The 25,580-nt window shown below is 71.4% G+C and carries 21 protein-coding genes and 1 pseudogene; 6 read left to right on the top strand and 16 right to left on the bottom strand.

All coding sequences use genetic code 11. The annotated features are described in order from the left end of the window. Positions 1–15: 15 nt before the first annotated feature. A complete protein-coding gene (locus AB0958_RS17235; protein WP_366891254.1) occupies positions 16–1,134 on the bottom strand; it encodes an FUSC family protein in 1,119 nt (372 codons plus the stop codon). 61 nt (positions 1,135–1,195) lie between these two features. On the opposite strand from AB0958_RS17235, the gene AB0958_RS17240 reads away from it, so the two are divergent. After that, entirely contained in the window at positions 1,196–1,642 is a 447-nt protein-coding gene (locus AB0958_RS17240) for a MarR family transcriptional regulator (RefSeq protein WP_366891255.1), read from the top strand. 115 nt (positions 1,643–1,757) lie between these two features. Here the strand turns inward: AB0958_RS17240 and AB0958_RS17245 are convergent, their stop codons facing one another. Both AB0958_RS17245 and AB0958_RS17250 read right to left on the bottom strand, forming a co-directional pair. Next, positions 1,758–2,066 carry an SRPBCC domain-containing protein gene (locus tag AB0958_RS17245; protein WP_366891337.1) on the bottom strand — a complete coding sequence of 103 codons (309 nt, stop codon included), beginning with the start codon at positions 2,064–2,066 and terminating at the stop codon, positions 1,758–1,760. Positions 2,067–2,123: 57 nt separating this feature from the next. Further along, positions 2,124–2,522, bottom strand: a pseudogene (locus tag AB0958_RS17250) (ATP-binding protein); the annotation flags it as partial. A 113-nt stretch (positions 2,523–2,635) separates the two neighbouring features. Here AB0958_RS17250 and AB0958_RS17255 point away from each other — a divergent pair. Both AB0958_RS17255 and AB0958_RS17260 read left to right on the top strand, forming a co-directional pair. Then, a complete protein-coding gene (locus AB0958_RS17255; protein ID WP_366891256.1) occupies positions 2,636–3,457 on the top strand; it encodes a helix-turn-helix transcriptional regulator in 822 nt (273 codons plus the stop codon). Next, the gene (locus AB0958_RS17260; protein ID WP_366891257.1) at positions 3,454–3,636 is read left to right on the top strand and encodes a DUF397 domain-containing protein; all 183 of its coding nucleotides are present in this window, start codon (positions 3,454–3,456) and stop codon (positions 3,634–3,636) included. Before AB0958_RS17255 ends, AB0958_RS17260 begins: the two co-directional genes overlap by 4 nt. A 434-nt stretch (positions 3,637–4,070) precedes the next feature. Here the strand turns inward: AB0958_RS17260 and AB0958_RS17265 are convergent, their stop codons facing one another. The 3 genes from AB0958_RS17265 to AB0958_RS17275 form a co-directional block, all read right to left on the bottom strand. Then, positions 4,071–4,517 carry a VOC family protein gene (locus AB0958_RS17265; protein ID WP_366891258.1) on the bottom strand — a complete coding sequence of 149 codons (447 nt, stop codon included), beginning with the start codon at positions 4,515–4,517 and terminating at the stop codon, positions 4,071–4,073. Between the two features lie 148 nt (positions 4,518–4,665). Continuing rightward, on the bottom strand, positions 4,666–6,063 hold the full coding sequence (locus AB0958_RS17270; protein ID WP_366891259.1) for a hypothetical protein: 1,398 nt from the start codon (positions 6,061–6,063) through the stop codon (positions 4,666–4,668). 42 nt (positions 6,064–6,105) lie between these two features. Then, complete coding sequence (locus AB0958_RS17275; RefSeq protein ID WP_366891260.1) at positions 6,106–9,117, bottom strand: glycoside hydrolase family 3 N-terminal domain-containing protein; 3,012 nt, start codon at positions 9,115–9,117, stop codon at positions 6,106–6,108. A 127-nt stretch (positions 9,118–9,244) separates the two neighbouring features. Here AB0958_RS17275 and AB0958_RS17280 point away from each other — a divergent pair, with 127 nt between their 5' ends. Further along, complete coding sequence (locus AB0958_RS17280) at positions 9,245–11,140, top strand: lectin (RefSeq protein ID WP_366891261.1); 1,896 nt, start codon at positions 9,245–9,247, stop codon at positions 11,138–11,140. Positions 11,141–11,403: 263 nt separating this feature from the next. Here the strand turns inward: AB0958_RS17280 and cimA are convergent, their stop codons facing one another. The 7 genes from cimA to AB0958_RS17315 form a co-directional block, all read right to left on the bottom strand. After that, on the bottom strand, positions 11,404–13,014 hold the full coding sequence (cimA, locus tag AB0958_RS17285; protein ID WP_366891262.1) for a citramalate synthase: 1,611 nt from the start codon (positions 13,012–13,014) through the stop codon (positions 11,404–11,406). A gap of 298 nt (positions 13,015–13,312) precedes the next feature. Next, positions 13,313–13,915 carry a TetR/AcrR family transcriptional regulator gene (locus AB0958_RS17290; protein WP_366891263.1) on the bottom strand — a complete coding sequence of 201 codons (603 nt, stop codon included), beginning with the start codon at positions 13,913–13,915 and terminating at the stop codon, positions 13,313–13,315. Positions 13,916–13,931: 16 nt separating this feature from the next. Beyond that, complete coding sequence (locus AB0958_RS17295; RefSeq protein WP_366891264.1) at positions 13,932–14,969, bottom strand: agmatine deiminase family protein; 1,038 nt, start codon at positions 14,967–14,969, stop codon at positions 13,932–13,934. Positions 14,970–14,993: 24 nt separating this feature from the next. Continuing rightward, positions 14,994–16,706, bottom strand: a complete 1,713-nt coding sequence (locus AB0958_RS17300; protein WP_366891265.1) for an urease subunit alpha — start codon at positions 16,704–16,706, stop codon at positions 14,994–14,996. Then, positions 16,703–17,404, bottom strand: coding sequence for an urease subunit gamma (gene ureA, locus AB0958_RS17305; protein ID WP_366891266.1), 702 nt, complete (start codon positions 17,402–17,404; stop codon positions 16,703–16,705). The genes AB0958_RS17300 and ureA overlap by 4 nt, the downstream gene beginning before the upstream one ends. A gap of 138 nt (positions 17,405–17,542) precedes the next feature. After that, a complete protein-coding gene (locus tag AB0958_RS17310; RefSeq protein WP_366891267.1) occupies positions 17,543–18,631 on the bottom strand; it encodes a branched-chain amino acid aminotransferase in 1,089 nt (362 codons plus the stop codon). Positions 18,632–18,909: 278 nt separating this feature from the next. Continuing rightward, positions 18,910–19,953, bottom strand: a complete 1,044-nt coding sequence (locus AB0958_RS17315) for a 3-isopropylmalate dehydrogenase (protein WP_366891268.1) — start codon at positions 19,951–19,953, stop codon at positions 18,910–18,912. Between the two features lie 134 nt (positions 19,954–20,087). Between AB0958_RS17315 and AB0958_RS17320 the strand changes: the two genes are divergently transcribed. Next, complete coding sequence (locus tag AB0958_RS17320; protein WP_366891269.1) at positions 20,088–21,635, top strand: metallophosphoesterase family protein; 1,548 nt, start codon at positions 20,088–20,090, stop codon at positions 21,633–21,635. Between the two features lie 78 nt (positions 21,636–21,713). On the opposite strand, the gene AB0958_RS17325 is transcribed toward AB0958_RS17320, so the two are convergent. Both AB0958_RS17325 and AB0958_RS17330 read right to left on the bottom strand, forming a co-directional pair. After that, positions 21,714–21,845, bottom strand: coding sequence for a hypothetical protein (locus AB0958_RS17325; protein WP_132889751.1), 132 nt, complete (start codon positions 21,843–21,845; stop codon positions 21,714–21,716). Positions 21,846–22,109: 264 nt separating this feature from the next. Further along, entirely contained in the window at positions 22,110–22,805 is a 696-nt protein-coding gene (locus AB0958_RS17330; protein ID WP_366891270.1) for an SDR family NAD(P)-dependent oxidoreductase, read from the bottom strand. Positions 22,806–22,900: 95 nt separating this feature from the next. On the opposite strand from AB0958_RS17330, the gene AB0958_RS17335 reads away from it, so the two are divergent. After that, a complete protein-coding gene (locus tag AB0958_RS17335; RefSeq protein WP_366891271.1) occupies positions 22,901–23,803 on the top strand; it encodes a helix-turn-helix transcriptional regulator in 903 nt (300 codons plus the stop codon). Positions 23,804–23,812: 9 nt separating this feature from the next. On the opposite strand, the gene pruA is transcribed toward AB0958_RS17335, so the two are convergent. Further along, positions 23,813–25,444 carry an L-glutamate gamma-semialdehyde dehydrogenase gene (pruA, locus tag AB0958_RS17340; protein ID WP_366891272.1) on the bottom strand — a complete coding sequence of 544 codons (1,632 nt, stop codon included), beginning with the start codon at positions 25,442–25,444 and terminating at the stop codon, positions 23,813–23,815. Positions 25,445–25,580: the final 136 nt, after the last annotated feature.

Below are 25,580 nucleotides of genomic sequence, written 5' to 3' on the forward strand. Positions count from 1 at the left end.
GCTCCGCCCTCCGGGTCAGGTGGCTCCGCCACCTGACCCGCCACCCCGTGCGTCGAGCGTGCGTGCCGGGCGTCGCGACGCCGTCCGAGCCGGCCGCAGTAGGCCGGGGGCGGTTCGTTTCCGTACCGGCAGCAGCCACCAGGCCGACGCCACCGACAGGACCGCGCCCACCGCGATGCCCTCCAGGCGGACCGGCAGCAGGTGCTGTGCGTTCTGGCCGAAGTAGCCGAGGAGGAGGGAGAGGACGCAGGTCACGCCGGCCGCCCAGTAGGCGTAGTTGAGGGGGCGCAGCCAGAGGGCGATCGCGAGGACCGTGAACATCAGGGCCACGGCGGTGTGGCCCGTGATGCCCGCGGCCGCCACGACCGTCGCCAGGAGGGTGCCGACCAAGGCGCCGACGAGCCGCTCGACTCCCTTGCGCAGTACGTCCGTTCGGCCGCGGTTGCCGCTCGCGGCGACGTACGCGGTCAGCACCACCCAGGGCCAGTGGTCAGCGAAGAGCAGGTCGCCCACGGCGAAGGCGACGGCGATTGCGGCCGCCATCTGCACGGCCATACGGGTGCTGGGGCGGGGGTGGAGGGGGGAGCGGCGCGCGGGTGGAGCGGGGGCCGGGTCGGGGCGCCAGGGGCCGAAGCGGTCCGCCAGCCCCTGCACCAGCCACACCGTGCCGCATGCCAGCGCCCCGATCAGCGCCGACCAGCGCCAGGTCACCAGCCCGCTCTGGGCCTCGGGGGGCAGCGCCGGGCCGGGGACGACGAGCAGGGCGACCAGGGGGAGGGCGATCAGGGTGCCGGCCTTGGTCGCCGCGGGGCCGTAGCGGCGGATCCAGATGGCCAGCGCCATGCCGGCCGTGTAGACGGCGGCGCCGATCGGGTAGTGGGAGGCGATCAAACGGCCGACGAAGATCGACGCGCCCGCCGTCACCGGCAGCAGCACCAGCGCGGTGAGCCGACGCCGGGTGTCCGCGGTGCGCTGACTGCCGGCGAGGGTCAGGGTCAGGGCGCACGCGAGGACGAGCACGTCGGTGTGCAGCCCGGCCAGGTTCTCCACCAGCAGGGCTGCGGACCAGGACAGCAGGACTGCGGTCGTCGTCAGCACCGCTTCGTACGCATTGCGTATCAGTTTTGCGGTCACGACGAGAAGAGTACGAGGTAAACAGCGGCACAGTCATCAGCTTTCGCTTACTATAAGCCGTATGGATCATGCTCTCCCCGACGTCGATCACGCCCTCTCCGACGCCGCCCGCATCCGGCGTGCCCTGATCCGGCTCAGCCGTCGGCTCCGGCGGGAACGCGGGGACGGGAGCCTCAGCGCCAATCAGCTCGTCGTCCTCGGCCACCTGCACCGGCACGGCCGTGCGACACCCGGCGAGATCGCGGCGGCCGAACGGCAGCGGCCGCAGTCGCTCACCCGGGTCTTCGCCGAACTGGAGACGGAGGGGCTGATCGGGCGGGCGCCGGACCCGTCGGACCGGCGGCAGTCCGTGCTGAGCCTCACCGAGGCCGGGCGGCGGGCGCTGGAGGCGGACATGGCGCAACGGGACGCCTGGCTCGCCGAGGCGTTGCGCACGCTCGGCGAGACCGAACGGGGGGTGCTGCTGCTCGCCGCCCCGGTGCTGGAGCGGCTGGGGGATCTCGAGTAGGCCGGGGACAGACCGGAGACGGGCCCGAGCCCGCTCAGAAGCCTCCGCCGAAGTCCCCGAAGTCCCCTCCCCCGCCGCTCCCGAAGTCGCCGCCGCCTCTGCCGAAGCCGTCGGTTCAGGACGCGACCACCTTGGCGAGGTTGTCCATCTCGTTCGTTCGCCCGGCGGCCAGCCGCCCGGTCCACTCCTCGTCGTGCATGGTGTCGGCCGTCATGGTCACGTGTGTTCCGCCGTCGACCGCCGGACGCAGCTCGACCTCGGTGAGGAACTCGTACGGCTCGACGCCGGGGATGAAGTCGGCGAGCGTGGTGTAGGCCAGACGCCGGGTCGGCTCGACCTCGGTGAAGGTCTTGTGCGACGTCGAGCTCAGCGGCAGGCCTGCGTTCTCCATGAACGCGACCTGCTCGGGGCCGGTCGCGGTCATCGTGCAATCACGGGGGCAGGGCGTTACGAAAGAGCTTAGGGCGACGCGGGCCCCCCTGACCGCGAACTCGCACCACACCACCTTCCCCGGCTCCCGCTCCCCCGTCCCCCACTTGTCCGCGAGCAGCGTGACCAGCAACAGCCCCCGGCCGTGTTCCGACTCCGGGGACACGTCGCCGAAGCGGAGTTCGCCCGGACCGCTGTCGTGGACCTCGGTGCGGAGGACCCCGTCGGGGTGCAGGGCGAGCCGGAGGCGGAAGCCGCGGCCCGGCGGAACTCCGTGGAGCAACGCGTTGGTGGTCAGTTCGCTCACGCAGAGCAGGACGTCGTCGGCGCGCGGGCCGACCTGCCAGTCGGTGAGGGCCTCTCGGGTGAACTCCCGGGCCAGACGCACGGATCTGCGGTCCCGGCGGTAGAGCGCCTGGCGGGTGTGGGGGTGTTGGAGTTCCGCGTTCATGAGGCGAGTGTCACCGTGAGTGACTACCGTGGATCAGTGAGTGAGGCCGTAGTTCTGACTTCTACGAGTTCACTACGAGCGGTTCGGGCGCCCACCGGGGGAAAGGGACACGCATGCAGGTGGCGAGGAAGCCGAAGAAGGTCGGTTCGTGGCAGGCGGTCGGAGCGGTGCTGGCCCACTGCAGGAAACAGGCGCGCGTCACACAGGAGCAGTTCGCCGAGATGGCGAGCATTCACGTGGACACGGTGGGGTCGATCGAACAGGGGAGGCTGGCACTTCAGCCGGACCGGGCCGAGCAGTTCGACGAACTGTTGGGGACGGGTGGGGTGCTGGCCGTGCTGGTGGCCAAGTTGCCGGTCCGGGAGCGGATCGTGCAGTTCGCGCAGGGGCTGGTCGATCACGAGCAGGAGGCGGTGGGAATCCTCTCGTACGAGAGTCTGGTCGTTCCGGGGCTTCTCCAGACGCGGGACTACTGCCGTGCAGTCTTCGGCTACCGGTATCCGGCCCTGGGGAGCGAGACGTCCGAGCAGTGGGTGGACGCCCGTATGGAGCGGCAGTTGGTCTGGCAGCGGGAGCGGCCGCCTGTCGGTCACTTCATCATCGAGGAGAGCGTCCTGCGGCGGAATGTCGGGGGTCCGGAGGTGATGCGGGAACAGATCCGGCAGATCCTGAAGTACACCGAGCCGGTTCACATGAGCTTTCAGATCATGCCCGAGGACCGGACACCGCACGCCGGTCTCGGTGGTCCCATGGTCCTGCTGGAGACACCCGAACACGAGCGTCTGACGTACCTGGAAGTGCAGCGCGTCAGCTTCCTCGTGGACGATCCCGACGAGGTCAGCGACTATCACCACAAGTATGGAATGCTGCGGTCACAGGCCCTCTCACCCGATGAGAGCGTGCGCCTCCTCGACGGACTGCTAGGAGACCGATGAGCACCGCACTTCAGTGGTTCAAGTCCAGCTACAGCAGCAGCGAAGGCGGCAACTGCGTCGAGGTCGCCGCCACGTCCGCGAAGGTCCACGTCCGTGACTCGAAGACACCCGGCGGACCCATACTCACCGTCTCCCCCTCCATCTGGAGCGAGTTCCTTGACCGCGTCGCCCGCGACTGAGCAGACCGACTGGGTCCTCATCACCTCGTACGAGAACGTGCCGGGGCGTCCGCATCCCTTCGTCGCCCTCTGCGGTTGACTGCGTGAACGCGGCATCCACTGGATGCCGTTCGCGGATGAGGAGTTCCGGTGGGACCTCGCGTGCCGGCGGGAGGCCGACGGGCCTTCCCCGCCCGCCTGGTGGCACGCGGCCGGGCTGCGCTGTGCCAGGTTGGGCCGCCTACGAGTACCACCCCGCCGCCATGGTGGGTCCTCGCGCAGATCGCACGCGCCGACCGCGTCAGGACCCGCGCCGACGTGTCCCACCTCCTGCGGAACCACCTTGGCGACCTTATTGATCTCCCGGCGCTCCGGGAGCGTGAGAGTCTCCCGGTCCGCGCTGGTGAACGTCACTTCGACTGTCTTCGCCACGGACATGCCCGGCGCGGACGGCGTCATTCCTCCGCGTCGGCTTCCTCGATGGCCGTCAGTGTCACGGTGCCGTCGTCCGCGACCGACCAGCCAGGGTTGTGGCACACCTCCCAGCGGTGGCCGTCAAGGTCGGCGAAGTAGCCGTGGTAGCCGCCGAACGCCGCGGGCTGCGGCTCTTTGAGGACAGTCGCTCCTGCCGCACGAGCCCGCTGCACAGCGTTGTCGACTTCGGCGGGCGAGCCGAGATTCTGGGCGAGGGTGAAGGGCGTGCCGGCGGTTGCCGGATGCCCGGTGTCGGCACCGAGGTCAGCCAGGGGGAAGAGCGCCAGGGCCAGTCCCTTGCCGATCTGGTAGAAGACGATCTCGTCCAGATCGAGCAGCGGTGTCCAGCCCAGGCCATGGCTGTAGAACCGGCGGCTGGCCTTCAAGTCCTCGACCCCCAGTGTCACCAGGTTCACCTGCTGGTTCATGAGTTGCCCCCCGTACGCCGCGAGAGATCGCCACCCGCAGCAACGCTACCGTCACAACAGGGCGAACGTTGCCTGATGCGGCACTGGGTCCACGCCGGACCCGTCGGACCGGCGGCGGTCCGTGCTGAGCCTCACCGAGGACAGCAGGTCAGAAGCCACCGCCGAAGTCGCCGCTGTCCCCTCCCCCGCCGCCCCCGAAGTCCCCGCCGCCCCCGAAGTCCCCGCCGCCTGCGCCGAAGTCGCCGAAGTCCCCGGGGTCGAAGTTCGCGCCCGAGACGTCGCCGCCCTGGTAGCCGCCGGTGTCGAAGCCGCCGAAGTCGCCGTAGCCGGTGCCGTAGTCGGCCGCGTAGGCGGGCGCGGACATCCAGCCGCCCAGGGCGGTGCCGAGGAGGAGGCCGGGCAGGATGCCGCCGCCGAAGTAGCCGCCCGCCCAGGGACCGTAGGCCGGGCCCGCGTCCCAGTAGGGGCGGCGGCCCAGGTCGGTGTCGACCTCGCGGACCGCCGGGTCCCGGCCGTCGGCCAGCCGGGCGGCGTCGGCCGCGCAGACCGGTACCTCACGGGGCGCGCCGCCGGGCGGGGTCCAGCTGGCGTCCGCGACCGAGGGGCCGTGCCGGGGGTCGAAGAAGCACGGCGGGCGGCGCTCCGGGAGCGGGGTTCCGGTGCGGCGGGCGGCCAGCTGGGCGAGCGAGAACCGGCCGTCCTCCAGAGCCTCGGTGACCGCGCGGACGTCCTCCGGCCGCCGGGCGTCGGCCATCGCCGACTTCGCCTGGTCGTAGGCGTTCAGCGCCCGCTCGTAGTCGGCCCGCATCGCGTCGTCCGCGCCGGACTCGGCCGGGTGGAAGTCGAGCCGGTCCAGTTCCTCGCCGAAGGCGGTGATGTCCTCGTCCACGACCACCCGCAGCCGGTCCAGCGCGGCCCGCTGCTCCTGCTCGTGGCGCCGGCGGTTGCGACGGACCAGGGCGTACGCGCCCGCCCCGCCGGCCACCAGCACGGCTCCGATCGCGATCAGCGCCGTACTGGAGACGCCCGAGCCGCCCGTGCCGGCGCCGCCCCAGCTCGCGGGGGCCTTGCCGCCCATGTTGGCCAGGGCACGGTCGGTGAAGTCGGTCAGCTGGGTCCTGGCGCTCTCGCCCTGGACGCTGGTGACCAGGTTCTGGACGGCCGTCCGGGGCAGCACCGAGGAGTCGGCGCGGGCGTCGAAGCGGTCGCCGAGGCGGACGGCGTACAGACCGGTGATCCCGGTGGCCGTGCGCAGGTCGGTGAAGAGCTTCGCGGTGGGATAGCCGGCCGGCAGGACCGCGATGAACAGGGGTTTGTCCGCGTCCCTGATCTGCCGGTTCAGCGCGTCGGCGTCGGCCGCGGAGAGCTGGGCGGCGGCCGCCGGGTCGACGTACACCGGGTTCTTGCGCAGGGCCTCGGCGATCGCCGAGACGCCGGTCGCCGCGCCGGCCCGCGGGGCGGACGCGGTCAGGGCGACCAGCGCCAGCGCAAGCGCCAGGAACAGCAGCCCCGGGAGACTTCGGGTGGTCCGTCGCACCGCGTTCATGCTCCGAACCTACCCCGAAGCCTCCCCTGGAGCGCTGTCCTCCTACGCTGCCCGGTACGCCTCCGCCAGTTTCTGCACCGCCGCCGCGTACTTCCCGGTCAGCAGCAGGTGGTCCGCGTCGGCGAAGGGCTTCGAGACGGCCGCCGTGACCGCCTGCCCGATCTTCGCCTGGACCAGCAGCCGGGCCGTGCCGACCACCTTCCGCCCCACCGCGTCGGAGCCCGCCCGTTCGGCCGCCCTGGCCGCCGCGCCGAGCGCCTTCAGGGTGGCTTCGCCGCCCTTGGGGGCCTTGGTCAGCGTGGTCAGACCCCAGCCGTAGGGGTACTGCGGGTCGTACGACGCGTCGCCCACGTTGATCGGCAGCTGCGCCTCGGACTTCGGCCAGGTGACCGGGAGCTGCCCGGTGAAGGCCTTCTTGCCGTAGAGCACGTCGGCCACGCCGTCGCCCTCCGTGCCCGGCAGCCAGGACGCCACCAGGGCGTCGATCTCGCCGAGCCGGTCGCCGATGAGCTGCGGGCGCCCGGAGACGATCAGCACCGCGCACTTCATGGCCGCGCACACCTTGTCCACGGCGGCCCGGTCGGCGGCGGACAGCGTCAGGGCGTGGCCGTTGCCGACGTCTCCGACGCCCTCGGCGTACGGGGTCTCGCCGACCACGACCACGCCCACGTCGTACCCGTTCGTCGGCGCCGAGGCGTCCTTGGAGTAGGTGACGTCTCCCCCGGCGTTCTTCATGCCCTGGAGGACGGTGGTGCCGGTGGTGTGGGTGCCGGACTGGCCCTGCCAGGTGATGGTCCAGCCGCCGGTCTGGTTGCCGAGGTCGTCGGCGTTGGACCCGGCGACGTACACCTTCTCCGACCTCTTCAGGGGCAGCACGCCGTCGGAGTTCTTCAGCAGCACCTGCGACTCGGCGGCCGCCTGCCGGGCGACGGCCCGGTGCGCGGCGGAGCCGATCTTCGAGGCGCCGGAGGTGTCGGCGTACGGGTGCTCGAAGAGACCGAGCCTGAACTTCTGGGTGAGGATGCGGGACACCGCGTCGTCGATCCGCCGCTCGCTGACGGTGCCCGCCTTCACCTCGTCGATCAGGGTCTTCGTGAAGTCCTGGTAGCCGTAGGGCACCATCATCATGTCGACGCCCGCGTTGACGGCCGTGCGGACGTGGGAGGCGTAGTCGCCGGGCAGCTGGTCGATGGCGTTCCAGTCGCTGATCACGAAGCCCTTGAAGCCCATCCGGTCCTTGAGGACCCCGTTGATCATGTCGGCGCGGGCGTGCATCTTCACCGGGCCGAGGCCGTCGCCGACGATGTCGAGCGAGGAGTAGGACGGCATGACCGTGCCGATCCCGCGGTCCACGGCCGCCCGGTACGGCGCCAGGTGGATCGCCTCCAGCTGCTGCCGGGTGACCGTGGTGACGCCCTGGTCGATGGTGTAGGTGCCGGTCGTCGAGGAACCGTAGGCGGTGCCGCCGTCGCCGACGAAGTGCTTGGCGGTGGCGAGCACCTTGTCGTCGTCCTTCAGGTCGCGTCCGTCGGCACGTCCTTGCAGACCCTGGATCACCGTCTCCATGGAGGTCACCAGCGCCGGGTCCTCGCCGAAGGACTCGTAGGAGCGGCCCCAGCGCTCGTCACGGGTGACGCACAGGCAGGGTGCGAAGTCCCAGGGGATGCCGGTGGCCCGGACCTCGGCCGCCGTCACCGCCCCGGTCCGCTCGGCCAGTCGCGGGTCGCGGGTGGCGCCGATGCCGATGTTGTGGGGCATGATCGTGGCGCCGGCCAGGTTGTTGTGGCCGTGCACGGCGTCGACGCCGTACACCAGCGGGATCTGGAACCGGGTGGCCTGCGCCCGGAGCTGGAAGGAGTCGATCATCCGCGCCCAGGCCGCGGCCGTGTTGGGGGTGGGCGTCGAGCCGCCGCCGGAGAGCAGCGAGCCGAGGTCGTAGGCGGCGATGTCACCGCCGGTGCCGACGGCGCCGCGTTCGGCCTGGGTCATCTGCCCGGCCTTCTCCGCCAGGGACATCCGGGAGAGGAGGTCCGCGACCCGCTTCCGCACGGGCAACCTGCTGTCGAGGTACGGCAGTCCGTGCGCGTCGATGACGACCTGCGGGGTCTCGGCCGGGGCCTTGGCCCCGTCGACCGTCAGCTTCAGCGGGACGGTCTTCGCGGCCTCGGCCGAACGGACCTTCAGCGTGGGCACCTTGATGGTCCGGGTGGCCCCGGAGGCCGTGCCCGCCGGGAAGGTGACGGTGCCGGAGACCGCCTTGTAGTCCTTGCCGGCCTCGGCGGTCCCGCCCTGCGTCGTGTACGCGACGGTGACCGGGTCGTCGATCGGGGCGGAGCCGGTGGTGGCGACGGTGACCTGCACGGTCGCCGTGCCGCCCGACTTGACCGGGTACACGGCCGCGTCCGTGGTGACCGACGCGCGCAGCGCCTGGTCGGCCTTGCCGTACAGCTCCACGTCGTCCATGGCGAACCGGCCCTTGGCCCCGACGGGGAGGGTGACCGCGTAGCCCCACATCTGGGTCAGGCCGAGGACGTGGTCGATGCCGCCGACCGGCTGGTAGTCGGTTCGGTAGACGAAGTCGGTGAACGGGATCTCGATCTGCTTCCAGCCGGTGAAGTCGTCGGTGAAGGACGTCGTCCACAGCTCGGAGGCCTCACCGTTGGCGCCGCCGTCCTTGATCTCCAAGGCGATCTTCTTGCCGTTGTCCTGGCCGTCCCACCAGAAACGGATGCCCTTGTGGGCGGACCAGTCGTGGGCGGGCCCGGCGGCCGCGTAGTCGTGGCTGAAGCCGCCGTAGCCGCTGATGTCGTAGGTCCCGGAGAGGACCTTGGCGCCCTCGGGGGCGTCGGCGCGTTCGGCGAGCTGGAGGGCAGGCGGGTCGTCGCTGTCGCCTCCCCAGGTGAAGATGCCCTCGGCGGGCTGGGAGGCGAAGGGGACCTCGCCCTCGAAGCGGTCGACGGGGGTGGGGGCCGGGTCGTCGGCGGCACTGGCGGCGGACAGGGGAATCAGGGCTGCGAGCAGTGCGGTGGAGACGAGCAGGGCGGCTCTTGGCATGGACCTTCCCTCGACTCTCTGGTTCACTCAAGGCTCTCGGAGTTCACTCATGGCTTAGATCACGACGTGAGTTAACTAACGGCCCGCACACCCGTCAAGACGTCCCGTCAGGAAGGGCGATGTGTCGATGAGAAGCACCCCCCACGTGCCGGCGAGAAGCACCCCCCGCACCCTCCGGCTGCTGCTCGCCGGGCTGCTCACCGCGGCCGGGTTCAGCGCCGTCGTACCGCCGGCGCACGCGGCCGGTGAGCAGGTCACCGCGTACCTCACCACCACCGACGACGCCGCCGGACGCCATGTCACGCGCGGGCTCCAGGCGCAGACGCCGTTCGCCTTCTCCGCCGGGACCGGGGGCGGCGGCGAGAACATCACCGTCGACGAGAACACCCGGTACCAGACCTTCACCGGCGGCGGCGCGTCCTTCACGGACACCGCGGCCTGGCTGATGAACAGCAGCGGGGCGCTGTCCCAGGCCACCCGGGACGCCACCATGAAGAAGCTGTTCTCCCCCGCGGACGGCATCGGCCTGTCGTTCCTGCGCAATCCGATGGGCGCCTCGGACCTGGCACGGTACGGGTACACGTACGACGACGTACCCGCCGGGCAGACCGACCCGAACCTGAACGCCTTCTCCATCTCGCACGACCTCGCCGACGTCGTGCCGCTGACCAAGCAGGCGCTCCAGCTGAACCCCTCTCTGACTGTCATGGCCTCGCCATGGACGGCACCGGCCTGGATGAAGGACAGCGGCTCGCTGAACGGGGGCTGGCTGAAGTCCGAGGACTACGCGGCCTACGCCGCCTACTTCGTGAAGTACCTCCAGGCGTACAAGAACCAGGGCGTCAACGTCTCCTACGTGACCCCGCAGAACGAGCCGACCTGCTGTTCCGGCTACCCGTCGATGAGCTGGAACGCCTCGGGGCTCCAGTACTTCCTCAAGAACGACCTGCTGCCGCAGCTCCAGTCGGCCGGGCTGTCCACCAAGGTCCTGGCGCACGACTGGAACTGGGACGTCTACGACTCCTACGCGGCCGCGTCCGTGGACGACGCGACGATCCGCAACCACCCCAACTTCGGCGGGATCGCCTGGCACGGCTACAGCGACATCAGCGGGGTCTCCAAGCAGACCACCGTCCACAACCAGTACCCGAACCTGGACGCCTTCGGCACCGAGCACTCCGGCGGCACCTGGGTCGCCGACCAGCAGCGCGAGGACATGAACAACATCATCGACTACACCCGCAACTGGGCGAAGTCGGTGACCAAGTGGTCGCTGGCCGTGGACCAGAACATGGGTCCGCACAACGGCGGTTGCGGCACCTGCACCGGCCTGATCACCGTGCACAACGGGGACGGCGCGAGCGGGACGGTCGACTACACCGTCGAGTACTACACGATGGGCCAGCTGACGAAGTTCGTCCGGCCCGGCGCGCAGCGGATCGCCTCCACGGCGTCCACCGCCGTGCCCAACGTGGCCTGGCGCAACCCGGACGGCTCGAAGGCCCTGATCGCCTACAACGACGCGTCCTCCGCCAAGACCGTCACCGTCAACTGGGGCTCCCAGCACGCCACCTACTCGCTCCCCGGCAAGACGTCGGCGACCTTCACCTGGTCCGGCACCCAGTCGGGCGGCGGCAGCCAGAGCGGCGCCTTCGTGGGGCTGGCCGGCAAGTGCCTGGACGTGGCGGGCGGTTCGGCCGCGAACGGCACCGCCGTCCAGCTCTACGACTGCAACGGCTCCACCGCCCAGCAGTGGACCGTGCAGTCCGACGGGTCGATCCGCGCCCTCGGCAAGTGCCTCGACGTCACCTCGGCGTCGACGGCGGACGGCGCGAAGGTGCAGCTGTACGACTGCAACGGCACCGGGGCGCAACAGTGGTCGTACAACTCGTCCACCGGTGACGTGGTGAACACGGCGGCCGACAAGTGCCTGGACGTCACGGACAACTCGTCGGCGAACGGGGCCAGGGCGCAGATCTGGTCGTGCACCGGCGCCGCCAACCAGAAGTGGCGCCTGCAGTAGCCGAACCCACCCAGGGGGCTCCGCCCCCTGGACCCCCGGGCCCTCGCCCACCCACCACCCGACTCGGTCGGGAGAAAGGTGAGAGGAGGGGCCCACCCGGCGTCGGCCGAACCGGCGCCGGGCGGACCGCCCGGCGTCCGGCACGGCGGGCGCGAGCACCGGGCCTCCGGCACGGCGGGCGCGAGCACCGGGCCTCCGGCACGGCGGGCGCGAGCACCGGGCCTCCGGCACGGCGGGCGCGGCAGCAGGCGTCCGGGTGCCGCCTACTCGGCCGGCTCGACGCCCGCGCGCAGCAGGCCGTAGGTGTAGGCGTCCTCCAGGGCCTGCCAGGACGCGGCGATCACGTTCTCCGCGACGCCGACCGTGGACCATTCGCCGCTGCCGTCGGAGGTGGAGATCAGGACCCGGGTGATGGACTCGGTGCCGTGCTTGCCCTCCAGGATGCGGACCTTGTAGTCGACCAGGTCGAGCTTGGCGAGCTGCGGGTAGATCTTCTCCAGAGCCACCCGCAGGGCCCGGTCGAGGGCGTTGACCGGGCCGTTGCCCTCCGCCGTGGCGACGATGCGCTCGCTCTTGGCCCAGAGCTTGACCGTGGCCTCGTTGGCGTGGGTGCCGTCGGGGCGGTCCTCGACGATGGCCCGCCAGGACTCGATGCGGAAGTAGGAGCGGGGTTTGCCCTCGACCTCGGCGCGCAGCAGGAGTTCGAAGGAGGCGTCGGCCGCCTCGTAGGTGTAGCCCTTGAGCTCGCGTTCCTTGACGCGCTCCACCACCCGGCCGACCAGTTCCCGGTCGCCGCCGAGGTCGACGCCCAGTTCCTTGCCCTTGAGCTCGATGGAGGCGCGGCCCGCCATGTCGGAGACCAGCATGCGCATGGTGTTGCCGACGAGGGAGGGGTCGGTGTGCTGGTAGAGGTCGGGGTCCACCTTGATGGCGGAGGCGTGCAGGCCGGCCTTGTGGGCGAAGGCCGAGACGCCCACGTACGGCTGGTGGGTGGAGGGGGTGAGGTTGACGACCTCGGCGATGGCGTGGGAGATCCGGGTCATCTCGCGCAGCCGGCCGTCGGGCAGCACCTTCTTGCCGTACTTCAGCTCCAGGGCGGCGACCACCGGGAACAGGTTGGCGTTGCCGACGCGCTCGCCGTAGCCGTTCGCCGTGCACTGCACGTGGGTGGCGCCCGCGTCGACGGCGGCGAGGGTGTTGGCGACCGCGCAGCCGGTGTCGTCCTGGGCGTGGATGCCGAGCCGGGCGCCGGTGTCGGCGAGGACGGTGGAGACCACGGCGTTGACCTGGGCGGGGAGCATGCCGCCGTTGGTGTCGCAGAGGATGACGACGTCGGCGCCGGCGTCCGAGGCGGCGCGGACGACGGCCTTCGCGTACTCGGGGTTGGCGCGGTAGCCGTCGAAGAAGTGCTCGCAGTCGACGAAGACCCGTCGGCCCTGGTCCTTGAGGAAGGAGACGGTGTCGCGGACCATCTCCAGGTTCTCGTCGAGGGTGGTGCGCAGGGCCAGCTCGACGTGCCGGTCGTGGGACTTGGCGACCAGCGTGATCACCGGGGCGCCGGATTCCAGCAGCGCCTTGACCTGGGGGTCCTCCGCCGCCTTGGCGCCCGCCCTCCGGGTCGCTCCGAAGGCGACGAGCTGGGCGTTCCTGAAGTCGATCTCCTGCTGGGCACGGGCGAAGAACTCGGTGTCCCTGGGGTTGGCACCCGGCCAGCCGCCCTCGATGAAGCCCACGCCGAAGTCGTCCAGGTGCCGGGCGATGGCGAGCTTGTCCGCGACGGTGAGGTTGATGCCCTCGCGCTGCGCGCCGTCGCGCAGCGTGGTGTCGAAGACGTGGAACGAGTCGTCCAGCCCGTTGGTTTCCGTCTCGGTCATGGTCTCAAGGCTCCTGATGTCGAATCTCGGTCGTACCGGAATGACCGGCTCCACCGTGCCTCCATGGTCCCTCGCGCCTGCCTCCCGGCTGAAGGTGGGCCGGAAAACGAAAAAACCCCTCGCGGGTGCGAGAGGTCTGCGCGCGGGTCGAGGACGACGATGGCCACCCGTACCTGGTCGTACGTGGTGGTCACTGCGGACCGGCGCGCCTGCTGCCAATAATCGTGGCGAACGAGAGCACGGGGGCAGTCTGGCACAACCGTGTCCCCGGCTCACTCACCGTCTCAGGATGCGGTCGTCACACCGGGTGTCGCACGAGATCCGCTTCCAGGAACTCCCGTACGTGGCCGAGAGCCCGGGTCCGGTCCGTGCCGCGCAGGCCGATCGCCACATGGATGGAGAAGCCGTCGAGCAGGGCGCGCAGCCGGGTGGCGAAGCGGTCCGGGTCGACCGGGCGGAACTCGCCCGTGGACACGCCCTCCGCGAGCAGCGCCACCAGGTCGCGGTGCCACGAGCCCTCGATGGCCGCCTGCCGGTCGCGGGCTCCCTCCTCGGCGTTCTGCGAGCGGTTCCAGACCTCCAGCCAGAGCGTCCAGTGCGGGTCGCGGTGTCCGTCGGGCACGTACAGGTCGACGTACCCGTCCAGGCGCTCGCGGGCGGTGCCGGGACGGGTGAGCAGCCGGCCGCGCTCGGCGCCCAGCCGGCCCTCGCTCCACTCCAGGGTCTGGAGCAGGAGCTCGTCCTTGGAGTGGAAGTAGTAGAGGAGGTGGCCGCTGCTCATCCCGACCTCGCGGCCGAGGGCGGCCATGGTGAGCTTCTCCAGACCCCGGTCGGCGATCATGGTCATGGCGGCGGCGAGCACGTCCTCGCGGGGCGGGGCGTTCCTGCGCGCACCGGCCATGTCGGCTCCTGGTTTCCTAGATCTTCGGCTGCTGCTGGGTGATGCAGTGGATACCGCCACCACCCGCGAAGATCGTACGGGCGTCCACCAGGGTCACGGTCCGCTCGGGGAAGAGACGGCGGAAGATCCCGGCCGCGGTCTCGTCGCGCGGGTCGTCGAAGCCGCACAGCACCACACCGCCGTTGCAGAGGTAGTGGTTGATGTAGGAGTAGTCCGCCCAGTGTCCGTCGGCCTCCAGGACGGTCGGCGCGGGGACCTCGACGACCTCCAGGGCGCGGCCGCGGGCGTCGGTCGCGGACCGCAGCAGCCCGATGACCTCCTTGGTGACCTCGTGGTCGGGGTGCGCCGGGTCCGGCTGGTGGTGGGCGACCACGAGGCCGGGGCGGGCGAAGGCGGCGACGATGTCGACGTGGCCGAGGGTGCCGAAGCCGTGCGGGGGGTAGTCGCCGGTGAGTCCGCGCGGCAGCCAGATCGCCTTGCGGGTGCCGAGCATCCCGTGGATCTCGGCCTCGACCTCCTCGCGGGTCCAGCCGGGGTTGCGCTCGGGGCCGAGCTGCACCGTCTCCGTCAGCAGGACCGTCCCCTCGCCGTCGACGTGGATCGCGCCGCCCTCGTTCACCAGGTTCGAGGCGTACGTCCGCGCGCCCGCGAGGTCCGCGACCTGGGCGGCGATCTTCGCGTCGTGCTCCCAGCGGGCCCAGTGCTGGGCGCCCCAGCCGTTGAACGTCCAGTCCACGGCGGCGAGTTCCCGCCCGTCGGTGAGGAACGTGGGGCCGATGTCCCGCATCCAGGCGTCGTCCAGGTCGCGCTCGACGGTGTCGATCCCCGGGCCGAGCAGCGTCCGCGCCTGCACCGACTGACCGGGGCCGCACACGACCGTCACCGGCTCGAAGCGGAGCACCGCGCGGGCCACCGAGGCCCAGGCGATCCGGGACAGACGCAGGTCGTCGGGGTCGTCGAAGGTGGGGTTGGGGCCCGGCCACGCCATCCAGGTGCGCTCGTGCGGGGTCCACTCGGCGGGCATCCGGAAGCCGTCGGAGGCTGCCTTGTTCACGGGGGTCCTCACAGAAGGTGACAGTTACAGGAAGTACAGGCGGTTGAGGGAGACGGCGTCGGCGGGTTCCGAGCGCAGGGGTGCTCCGTCGAGGGTGACCAGGCCGGTGCGCTGGTCGACGTCGACCGCTCCGGTACGGGAGTTGAGCCGCAGGTCGGCCGGGCCGATACCGCGGGTGCCGCGGACGGCGACCCGGCGGCGCCGGGTGGGCATGGTGTCGTCGCCCTGGTCGAGGGCGGCCTGTGCGACGAACGCCACCGAGAGGTCGGCGGGGGTCGCGCCGTGGGCTCCGAACTGCGGTCCGAGGACGAGGGGTTCGCAGGTGTCGGTGGCCGCGTTCGGGTCGCCGGTCACGCCGTAGGCCGGGAAGCCGGACTTGAGGACGAGCTGCGGCTTGGCGCCGAAGTACTCGGGCGACCACAGCACGATGTCCGCGAGCTTGCCGACCTCGATCGAGCCGACCTCGTGGGAGAGGCCGTGGGCGATGGCGGGGTTGATGGTCAGCTTGGCGATGTAGCGCAGTACGCGGTCGTTGTCGTGGCCGACGTCCGGGGCGCCCAGCTCGGCCTTCATCTTCCCGGCCATGGCGAAGGTACGGCGGACGGTCTCGCCGGCCCGGCCCATGCCCTGCGCGTCGGAGGAGGTGATGCCGATCGCGCCCAGGTCGTGCAGCACGTCCTCGGCGCCCATGGTGCCGGCGCGGATGCGGTCGCGGGCCATGGCGGCGTCGCCGGGCAGGTCGGTCTTCAGGTCGTGGACGGAGACGATCATCCCGTAGTGCTCGGCGACCGCGTCCCTGCCGAAGGGCAGCGTCGGGTTGGTCGAGGAGCCGATGACGTGGGGGACGCCGGCCATCTTCAGGACGTTGGGGACGTGTCCGCCGCCGCAGCCCTCGATGTGGAAGGCGTGGATGGTCCGGCCCTCCAGGACCCGGAGGGTGTCCTCGACGGACAGGCACTCGTTCAGCCCGTCGCTGTGCAGGGCGACCTGGACGTCGTGGTCCTCGGCGACCCGCAGCGCGGTGTCCAGGGCGCGGGTGTGGGCGCCCATGTCCTCGTGCACCTTGAAGCCGCACGCGCCGCCCTCCGCCAGCGCCTCGACCAGCGGCGCCCGGTGCGAGGACGAACCCCGGCCCAGGAAGCCGATGTTGACCGGCCAGGCGTCGAAGGCCCCGAACGCGTGCTTCAGCGCCCAGGGCGAGTTGACGCCCACCCCCCACACCGGCCCGAACTCCTGCCCGATGATCGTGGTCACGCCGGAGGCGAGGGAGGCCTCCATGATGCGGGGCGACAGCAGATGGACATGGGTGTCGACGGCCCCGGCGGTGGCGATCAGCCCCTCACCGGACACGATGGACGTCCCGGTGCCGACCACGACGTCCACGCCGTCGAGGGTGTCGGGGTTGCCGGCCCGGCCGATCGAGCAGATGCGCCCTTCCCTGATGCCGATGGACACCTTGCGGATGCCGAGCACGGCGTCGATGACGACCACGTTGCTGATGACGACGTCACAGGTGTCCCGGACCGCGGCGGCCTTCAGGTGCAGCCCGTCGCGGGCGGTCTTGCCGAACCCGGCCAGGAACTCGTCGCCGTGGCGCTGGGAGTCGTCCTCGACGCGGATCACCAGTCCCGAGTCGCCGAGCCGGACCCGGTCGCCGGCGCGCGGGCCGTGGGTGGCGGCGTACTCGTGCGGGGTGAGCCGGCGGGCCTCGGCGGGGTGGCCTCCCGGGCGGCTCATCGGCCGGCCTCCGCGGTTCCCGGTACGCCCAGGTATCCGCAGGCGGCGGCCCTGCGCAGGGCCTCCTCGCGGGCGCCGGGCGCGTCCAGCGGGCCGTCGACGAGCCCGGCGAAGCCGATGGCGACCCGGTCGCCGCCGATCGGCACCAGGCCGACCCGCAGCGACTCCCCCGGGCCGAACCGCACGGAGGAGCCCGCGGGGACGGCGAGCCGCAGGCCGTAGGCCGCGGCACGGTCGAAGTCGAGGCGCGGGTTGGCCTCGAAGAAGTGGAAGTGCGAGGTGACGGAGACCGGGACGGTGGCGGTGTTGGTGACGGTCAGCCGGACGACCGCCTCCGGGTCGCTGTGCGCGGGGCCGGGCAGCAGGGCGCCGGGGGCGTCCTCCCCCAGCGCCCCGCCCACGATCGGATCGGTGACGACCGCGAGCCGCGACCCGTCGTCGAAGACGGCCTCCACGTGCACCTCGGTGACGACGTCGGCGACGCCGGGCAGCACGTCGGCCGGGCCGAGGACGGCGCGGGCGGCCTCGACGGCCTCGGCGAGCCGCTTTCCGTCCCGGGCGGCCTCGCAGACGGTGTCCGCGATCAGCGCGGTGGCCTCGGGCACGTTGAGCCTGAGGCCCCGCGCGCGGCGGGCACGGGCCAGCTCGGCGGCTCCGAAGAGCAGCAGCCGGTCGCGTTCGGTGGGGGTCAGCCGCATATCGTTCCCTTCACTTTGAACGTCACTCTAACGAGTGACACCTCTGAGGGAAAGGAATTGACTCGGAAGCATCGCGCCTCACATTGAACGCCGCTCCAAGCTGCTGCGTACCGCACCGATCCGCGACCGGGAGAGCGGTCAGCCGAGCTGGTGCATCCAGCCGTGCTTGTCCTCCGCCGTGCCGCGCTGGATGTCGAGGAGCGCCTCGCGGAGCCTGAGGGTGACCTCGCCGGGCTCGCCGCCCGACTGCCGCCACTCGGCGCCGGTCCGCTTGACCGTGCCGACCGGGGTGATCACGGCGGCCGTGCCGCAGGCGAAGACCTCGGTGAGGGTGCCGTTCTCCGAGTCGCGCTGCCACTGGTCGATGGAGACCCTGGCCTCCTCGGACTCGTAGCCGAGGTCACGGGCGACGGTCAGGAGGCTGTCACGGGTGACGCCCTCCAGGATCGAGCCGGACAGGGTGGGGGTGACGATCTTGTCCCCGTACACGAAGTACAGGTTCATGCCGCCGAGTTCCTCGACCCACTTGTGCTCGACCGCGTCGAGGTAGCAGACCTGGTCGCAGCCCTGGGCGGCGGCCTCGGCCTGGGCGAGCAGGCTGGCCGCGTAGTTGCCGCCGGTCTTGGCGTCGCCCATGCCGCCGGGGACGGCGCGGACCCGGTCCTCGGAGGCCCAGATGGAGACCGGCCTGACGCCACCGGGGAAGTAGGCGCCGGCCGGGGAGGCGATCACCAGGAAGAGGTACTCGTTGGCCGGCTTGACGCCCAGGCCGACCTCGGTGGCGATCATGAAGGGGCGCAGGTAGAGGGACTCCTCGCCGCCGTGCGCCGGGACCCAGTCCTTGTCCTGCTGGACCAGGAGGTCACAGGCCTCGATGAAGGTCTCCACCGGCAGCTCGGGCATGGCGAGGCGGCGGGCGGAGCGCTGGAAGCGCTTGGCGTTCTGGTCGGGCCGGAAGGTGGCCACCGAGCCGTCGGGGCGGCGGTAGGCCTTCAGGCCCTCGAAGATCTCCTGGGCGTAGTGCAGGACGTTGGTGGCCGGGTCGAGCGGGATCGGCGCGTACGGGACGAGCTGGCCGTCGTGCCAGCCGCGGCCCTCGGTCCACTTGATCGTCACCATGTGGTCGGTGAAGTGGCGGCCGAATCCGGGGTTGGCGAGGATCGCCTCGCGCTCGGCGGCGGCGGTCGGGTGCGCGGACGGCTTGAGCTCGATCGTGGGCGTCGTCATGAGTGGTAGTCCTTCACCGGTTGTAGTAGTGGCCGCGCTCACACCCCTGTCGTAGGACGTCCGAGCATTCCCTCATACCGCGGCTTCGCGTTCGATTATCGCGCGGGGGCCTGGGTGGAAGGAATCGGGGTGAAAGCGGAGCCGGGGTTGATGGTGGCACCCGGTGGCAGGCACGGGGAAGCCGCCGGATGCGTGTGCGACCCGGCGGCTTCGAAAGTCTTCGTGAGGCTTCGAGTGGCCTGGGGGTCCCCCCAGGCTTTTCGAGCTCTGGGGACGGGTCAGCCGGCTACTCGTACGGCCAGCGCGTCGCCGATCTCCGAGGTGGAGCGGGCGGGCTTGCCCTGGCGCTCGGTGAGGTCGGCGGTGACCGCTTCCTCGACGCGGGCGGCCTCGGCCTCGTAGCCGAGGTGGCGCAGCAGCAGGGCGACGGACAGGACCGTGGCGGTCGGGTCCGCCTTGCCCTGGCCGGCGATGTCGGGCGCGGAACCGTGGACCGGCTCGAACATCGAGGGGAACTCGCGGGAGGGGTTGATGTTGCCGCTCGCCGCGACGCCGATGCCGCCGGAGACGGCCGCGGCGAGGTCGGTGATGATGTCGCCGAAGAGGTTGTCGGTGACGATCACGTCGAACCGGGCCGGGTCGGTGACCAGGTAGATGGTGGCCGCGTCGACGTGGATGTAGTCCGTGGTGACCTCGGGGAACTCCTCGGCCACCTTGGTGAAGATGTTCGTCCACAGGTGCCCCGCGAAGGTCAGCACGTTGTTCTTGTGGACCAGCGTGAGCTTCTTGCGGGGGCGGGCCTGGGCGCGGGCGAAGGCGTCCCGGACGACCCGCTCGACACCGTAGGCGGTGTTGACGGACACCTCGGTGGCGACCTCGTGCTCGGTGCCCTTGCGGATGGTGCCGCCGTTGCCGGTGTAGGGGCCCTCGGTGCCCTCACGGACCACGACGAAGTCGATCTCGGGCTCGCCGGCCAGCGGGGTGGCGACACCGGGGAGGAGCTTCGACGGACGCAGGTTGACGTGGTGGTCGAAGGCGAAGCGGAGCTTCAGCAGGAAGCCGCGCTCCAGGACGCCGGACGGGACGCTCGGGTCGCCGATCGCGCCCAGCAGGATGGCGTCGTGCTGCTTCAGCGCGTCGAGGTCGGCGTCGGTGAGGGTCTCACCGGTGGCGTGGTAGCGCCGGGCGCCGAAGTCGTACTCCTTGGTCTCCAGCTTCACATCCTGCGGGAGGACGGCGGTGAGGACCTTGAGGCCTTCGGCCACGACTTCCTGCCCGATGCCGTCACCGGGGATCACTGCGAGATCGATGCTGCGAGACATGCTCGGCACCCTACTCTTCGTCCCATGGGATGACACACACCGTCCGCCATGCGGACGGGGGACCGGTCATCCCGTCGCCCGGCGTTCACCCGTACGCAGGGCGGTTGTCGACGTGTGCTGGGCATCTTTGCGGCATGGACGTCCCCGACTTCGGCATTCCGCCGCGTCTCGCGGCCCGGATGAGCATGGCCGAACAGTACGAGTACCTGCGCACCCGGCTGGTGAGCCGCCGCACCCTGGTGACGGCGGGCGCGGTGGCGGGCGGTGGTCTGCTGGCCGGCTGCGCGGGGAGGTCGGCGAGCCCGGCGCCGGCCACCTCGGCGGTCCGGGGTGCGGCGGTCCCGCCGTTCGGCCGCCATCTCGCCTTCGGTGCCGACCCGGGACGGCAGATGCGGATCTCCTGGCAGGTGCCCTCCCCCGTCCGCCGGCCGTTCGTCCGGATCGGCACCCGGCCCGACGACCTTGCCCGGCGCGTCGACGCGGAGGTACGGCACCTGCACACACCCGGCGTGCAGGGCGTGCGCCCGGTGGTCGAGCAGTACTACCTGCACGCGGCGGTCGACGGCCTCGCCCCCGGCACCACCTACTACTACGGCGTCGGCCACGAGGGCTGGGACCCGGCCGCCCCGGGCCACCGCTCCGCCGTCACCCCCTTCCGCACCGCGCCCGCGAGCCCGGAGCGGTTCGTGTTCACGGCCTTCGGCGACCAGGGCGTCGGCCGGGCCGCGCTGGCCGGTGACAACGCGCTGCTCAAGCAGGAACCCGCGTTCCACCTGCACGCTGGTGACATCTGCTACGCCGACGGCAACGGCGCCGGGAAGACCTCGGACGGCTACGACGCCCGCGAGTGGGACCGGTTCCTGAAGCAGAACGACCCGGTGGCGCGGTCGGTGCCGTGGATGGTGACGACCGGCAACCACGACATGGAGGCCTGGTACTCCCCCGACGGCTACGGCGGCCAGTACGCCCGCTTCGCCCTCCCGGACAACGGCTTCGACCCGCGCGGTGCGCCGGGCGTGTACGCGTTCACGTACGGCAACGTCGGCTTCGTGGCGCTGGACGCGAACGACGTGTCGTACGAGATTCCCGCCAACCTCGGCTACAGCGGCGGCCGGCAGACGGCGTGGCTGGAGCGCAAGCTGAAGGAGCTGCGGGCGGCCGGGGACGTGGACTTCGTCGTGGTCTTCTTCCACCACTGCGCGTACTCGACGTCCTCGCACGCCTCCGACGGCGGCGTCCGCGCGGCCTGGCTGCCGTTGTTCGCCCGGTACCAGGTGGACCTGGTGATCAACGGACACAACCACGTCTACGAGCGCACCGACGCGGTGAAGGACGGCCGGGTCGGCCGCGCGGTCCCGGTCGGCGGCTCGACCGACCCGACCCGGGACGGAATCGTCCACGTCACGGCGGGCGGCGGCGGACGGGCCCTGTACGCGTTCCCCTCCGGGGTGCAGGACAGCTACGAGGGGCACGTCACCCGGCACGGCGCGGTGGACAGCTTCCACTGGGCCGAGGGGCAGCACAACGCGGCCGAGACGGTGGAGTGGTCGCGGGTGCGGTACACCGGCTTCTCCTTCCTCAAGGTCGAGGCGGAGCCGGGCGGCACCCCGCGGCTGAAGGTGTCGGCGCTGGCCCAGAACGGGGCCCGGATCGACCACTTCGAGATACGGCGCGGCGGCTGATCCCGGAGTACGGCGCGGCCGTCCCGGCCACGCCGTACCCCCTGCGGGTGCGGCTCCCGATCAGCGGGCCGCTGCCGGTCAGTGCCCGGTCTCACCGCCGTTGTCACGACGGTCGAGGGCGCGCTGGAGGGCGGCGGCTGCGTTCTTGCGCTCGGAGTCGCTCGTGCGGGACACGTGGCGGACTCGGCGGCGGACGGTCGTCTCGGCCATGGGAATCGACTCCTTCGGCATACGGGGAGTACGGCAGGGGGGTTACGAGACGCCGGAAGGGGCGGGGAGCGAGGGCCGCAGGGGTTGCCTGCACGGGGCCCGGCTCACGACCGCCATTCGCTTGATCGAGCGAGACGTTCGGCTCCTACAAAAGTAAGGGAGCGGCCCGCTTCTGTCTGCACAATTACTCGGACTTCCTACTATCTGAGACGGCCGGGCCGGCCATCCGGCCCTGAACAGGGCTTTCAGTGGACCGCGCGGCGGCTACCAGGGGACCGGGCCGTGCCGGTCGATGAAGCGGCCGGTGCCGGCGCCGGCCGGTTCGGTGGCGAGCCGGACGATCGCGTCGGTGCCCTCGGTGACGGTCTGCGGACCGCTGTGGGCGTTGAGGTCGGTCGCCGTGTAGCCGGGGTCGACGGCGTTGACGCGGATGTCCTTGAATGCCTTGGCGTACTGGGTGGTGAGCATGACCAGGGCCGCCTTGGAGGAGGTGTACAGCGGTGCCACGACGGTGGACTCGACGCGGTCCGGCTCGTGGGTGACGGCGACCGACCCCAGTCCGCTGCTGACGTTGACCACGACCGGGTCCGCCGATTCGCGCAGCAGCGGCAGGAACGCGGTGGTCGTGCGGATGACGCCGAAGAGGTTGACGTCGAAGACGGCGAGGGCGTCGGCGGCGGTGAGCCCGGCCGGGTCGGCGCCCGGTTCGGCGACACCGGCGTTGTTGACGAGGACGTCGATCCTGCCCTCGTGGGCGGCCACGTCGGCGGCCGCGGCGGCGACCGAGGCGTCGTCGGTGACGTCGATCCGCACGAACCGCGCGCCGAGCGCGTCCGCCGCGGCGGCGCCCTGCTCCGGGTCGCGGGCGCCGACGAGCACGGTGTGGCCGAGCTCGACGAGACGGCGGGCGGTCTCCCGGCCGAGCCCCTTGTTGGCTCCGGTGATGAAGGTGATGGTCATGGCTCGATCCTGCGCGGCGCCCGGACGCGGTGCCAGGGACGCCCGGACCGTAGGAACGGCGGTACCAGGATCGCCGAGGAGGCAGGATGGCGGACATGACCGGGAAAACGACGACCGACCTGGGGACCACCATCCGGGCCTGGCGGGAGCGACTGTCACCGTCGGACCTGGGACTGCCGGTCGGCCCCGCCCGGCGCGCGCCGGGACTGCGCCGCGAGGAACTCGCCGACCGCGCGGGGGTGTCCGTCGACTACGTGGTCCGCCTGGAGCAGGGCCGGGCCACCGCGCCCTCCGGGCAGGTGGTCGCCGCCCTCGCCCGCGCCCTGCGGCTGACCCGCACCGAGCGGGAGCACCTCTACCGCATGGCCGGGCTGCTGCCCCCGGACGACGGCCCGATCCCCGACCGCCTCCCGCCGGGCGTGCACCGCGTGCTGAACCGGCTCGGCGACGTCGCGGTCGCCGTGTTCACCGCGCACTGGCAGCTGCTGTGCTGGAACCCCGCCTGGGCCGCGCTGCTCGGCGACCCGTCGGACATACCGCCCCAGCTGCGCAACCTCGCCCGCGAGCGGTTCCCGGTGGGCGGCGAGGCGGCCCGGCTCTCGGCGTGGCCGGTGCGGGTGGCGAACGGCGACGACTCCGACCTCGCGATCGTGTCGGACCTGCGCCGGGCCACCGGCCGCTTCCCGCACGACGTCCGGCTGGCCGAGCTGATCCGGGAACTGGCCGGGGGCAACGAGCGGTTCGCCCGGCTGTGGGCGAACGGCACGGTGGCCGCCCACCGCGAGGACCGCAAGACGGTCGAGCATCCGGAGGTCGGTCCGGTGGAGGTGGACTGCGACGTCCTCACGGACGGCGATTCGGAACTGAAGATCGTGATCCTGTCGGCGGCGCCGGGCAGCTCGGACCAGGCCGGGCTGTGGGCCCTGTTCCGGCCGTGGGAACGGGGCGGGAAGCCTGCTCGTGGGTCAGGCTTCCCGCCCCGTGCTCGGGTGGAGTGACGGCGGGGGTCAGCCCATGTGCGGGTACGTGTAGTCGGTCGGCGGGACCAGGGTCTCCTTGATCGCCCGGGTCAGCGTCCAGCGCAGCAGGTTCTGCGGGGCACCGGCCTTGTCGTTGGTGCCGGAGGCCCGGCCACCGCCGAAGGGCTGCTGGCCGACGACGGCACCGGTCGACTTGTCGTTGATGTAGAAGTTGCCCGCCGCGTAGCGGAGCTTCTCCATCGTGTACGCGGCGGCCGCGCGGTCGTTGGCGATGACCGAACCCGTCAGCGCGTAGTCCGACACCGACTCCATCTGGGTCAGCATCTCGTCGTACGTGTCGTCCTCGTAGACGTGCACGGCGAGGAACGGGCCGAAGTACTCGGTGCGGAACACCTCGTTCTCCGGGTCGTCGCAGACGACGACCGTCGGGCGGACGAACCAGCCGACCGAGTCGTCGTAGGAGCCGCCCGCCACGATCTCGCAGGACGGGTCGGTCTTCGCGCGGTCGATCGCGGCCTTGTTCTTGGCGAAGGCACGCTCGTCGATCACGGCGCCGATGAAGTTCGTCAGGTCGGTGACGTCACCCATGGTCAGGTAGTCGACCTCGGCGGCGAACTCCTCGCGGAAACCGGAGTTCCAGATGGACGCCGGGATGTACGCGCGGGAGGTGGCGGAGCACTTCTGGCCCTGGTACTCGAAGGCACCGCGGGTCAGGGCGGTCTTGAGGACGGCCCGGTCGGCGCTCGGGTGGGCGACGAGGAAGTCCTTGCCGCCGGTCTCGCCCACCAGGCGCGGGTAGGTGCGGTACTTCTCGATGTTGGCGCCGACCGTCTTCCACAGGTACTGGAAGGTCTTGGTGGAGCCGGTGAAGTGGATGCCGGCCAGGTCCCGGTGGTTCAGGGCGACCTCGGAGACCTCGATGCCGTCACCGGTGACCAGGTTGATGACGCCCTTGGGCAGACCGGCCTCCTCCAGCAGCCGCATCAGCAGGACGGCCGCGTGGGTCTGGGTCGGCGACGGCTTCCAGACGACGACGTTGCCCATCAGGGCGGGGGCCGTCGGCAGGTTGCCCGCGATGGCGGTGAAGTTGAACGGCGTGATCGCGTAGACGAAGCCCTCCAGGGGGCGGTGGTCCATGCGGTTCCAGACGCCCGGGGAGTTGGCCGGGGGCTGCTCGGCCAGGATCTGGCGGGCGTAGTGGACGTTGAACCGCCAGAAGTCGATCAGCTCGCAGGGCGTGTCGATCTCGGCCTGCTGGGCGGTCTTGGACTGGCCGAGCATGGTGGAGGCGGCGAGGGTCTCGCGCCAGGGGCCGGAGAGCAGTTCGGCGGCGCGCAGGATGATCGCGGCGCGGTCGTCGAAGGACATCGCGCGCCAGGCGGGCGCGGCGGCGAGGGCGGCGTCGATGGCGTCCTGGGCGTCCTGCCGGGTGGCGTGACGGCCGGTGCCGATGACGGACTTGTGGTTGTGCGGCTGCACCACCTGGAAGGGCTCGCCGCCGCCGAGCCGCTTCTCGCCGCCGATGGTCATCGGCAGCTCGATCGGGTTCTCGGCGAGCTCCTTGAGCTTCGCCTCCAGGCGGGTGCGCTCGGCCGAGCCGGGGGCATAGCCGTGCACCGGCTCGTTGACGGGGGCGGGGACCTGGGTCACAGCGTCCATGGGTTCCGTAACTCCTTGTACGTGAGCGGGTGTTGAGGCTTGTCGAGGGGGGTCTCAGCCCTTGCTGACCATCGAGCGCAGGAAGAAACGCAGGTTCGCCGGCTTCTCCGCCAGTCTGCGCATGCTGTGCCTTCCC

The organism is Streptomyces sp. NPDC006655 (assembly GCF_040703965.1).
Taxonomy (GTDB): Bacteria; Actinomycetota; Actinomycetes; order Streptomycetales; family Streptomycetaceae; genus Streptomyces.

Bases quoted from the DNA above. Each gene is read 5' to 3' on its own strand.
- AB0958_RS17240 (WP_366891255.1), top strand. From the start codon at position 1,196: ATGGATCATGCTCTCCCCGACGTCGATCACGCCCTCTCCGACGCCGCC.
- AB0958_RS17245 (WP_366891337.1), bottom strand. From the start codon at position 2,066: ATGACCGCGACCGGCCCCGAGCAGGTCGCGTTCATGGAGAACGCAGGC.
- AB0958_RS17255 (WP_366891256.1), top strand. From the start codon at position 2,636: ATGCAGGTGGCGAGGAAGCCGAAGAAGGTCGGTTCGTGGCAGGCGGTC.
- AB0958_RS17260 (WP_366891257.1), top strand. From the start codon at position 3,454: ATGAGCACCGCACTTCAGTGGTTCAAGTCCAGCTACAGCAGCAGCGAA.
- AB0958_RS17265 (WP_366891258.1), bottom strand. From the start codon at position 4,517: ATGAACCAGCAGGTGAACCTGGTGACACTGGGGGTCGAGGACTTGAAG.
- AB0958_RS17270 (WP_366891259.1), bottom strand. From the start codon at position 6,063: ATGAACGCGGTGCGACGGACCACCCGAAGTCTCCCGGGGCTGCTGTTC.
- AB0958_RS17275 (WP_366891260.1), bottom strand. From the start codon at position 9,117: ATGCCAAGAGCCGCCCTGCTCGTCTCCACCGCACTGCTCGCAGCCCTG.
- AB0958_RS17280 (WP_366891261.1), top strand. From the start codon at position 9,245: ATGAGAAGCACCCCCCACGTGCCGGCGAGAAGCACCCCCCGCACCCTC.
- cimA (WP_366891262.1), bottom strand. From the start codon at position 13,014: ATGACCGAGACGGAAACCAACGGGCTGGACGACTCGTTCCACGTCTTC.
- AB0958_RS17290 (WP_366891263.1), bottom strand. From the start codon at position 13,915: ATGGCCGGTGCGCGCAGGAACGCCCCGCCCCGCGAGGACGTGCTCGCC.
- AB0958_RS17300 (WP_366891265.1), bottom strand. From the start codon at position 16,706: ATGAGCCGCCCGGGAGGCCACCCCGCCGAGGCCCGCCGGCTCACCCCG.
- ureA (WP_366891266.1), bottom strand. From the start codon at position 17,404: ATGCGGCTGACCCCCACCGAACGCGACCGGCTGCTGCTCTTCGGAGCC.
- AB0958_RS17310 (WP_366891267.1), bottom strand. From the start codon at position 18,631: ATGACGACGCCCACGATCGAGCTCAAGCCGTCCGCGCACCCGACCGCC.
- AB0958_RS17315 (WP_366891268.1), bottom strand. From the start codon at position 19,953: ATGTCTCGCAGCATCGATCTCGCAGTGATCCCCGGTGACGGCATCGGG.
- AB0958_RS17320 (WP_366891269.1), top strand. From the start codon at position 20,088: ATGGACGTCCCCGACTTCGGCATTCCGCCGCGTCTCGCGGCCCGGATG.
- AB0958_RS17325 (WP_132889751.1), bottom strand. From the start codon at position 21,845: ATGGCCGAGACGACCGTCCGCCGCCGAGTCCGCCACGTGTCCCGCACG.
- AB0958_RS17330 (WP_366891270.1), bottom strand. From the start codon at position 22,805: ATGACCATCACCTTCATCACCGGAGCCAACAAGGGGCTCGGCCGGGAG.
- AB0958_RS17335 (WP_366891271.1), top strand. From the start codon at position 22,901: ATGACCGGGAAAACGACGACCGACCTGGGGACCACCATCCGGGCCTGG.
- pruA (WP_366891272.1), bottom strand. From the start codon at position 25,444: ATGGACGCTGTGACCCAGGTCCCCGCCCCCGTCAACGAGCCGGTGCAC.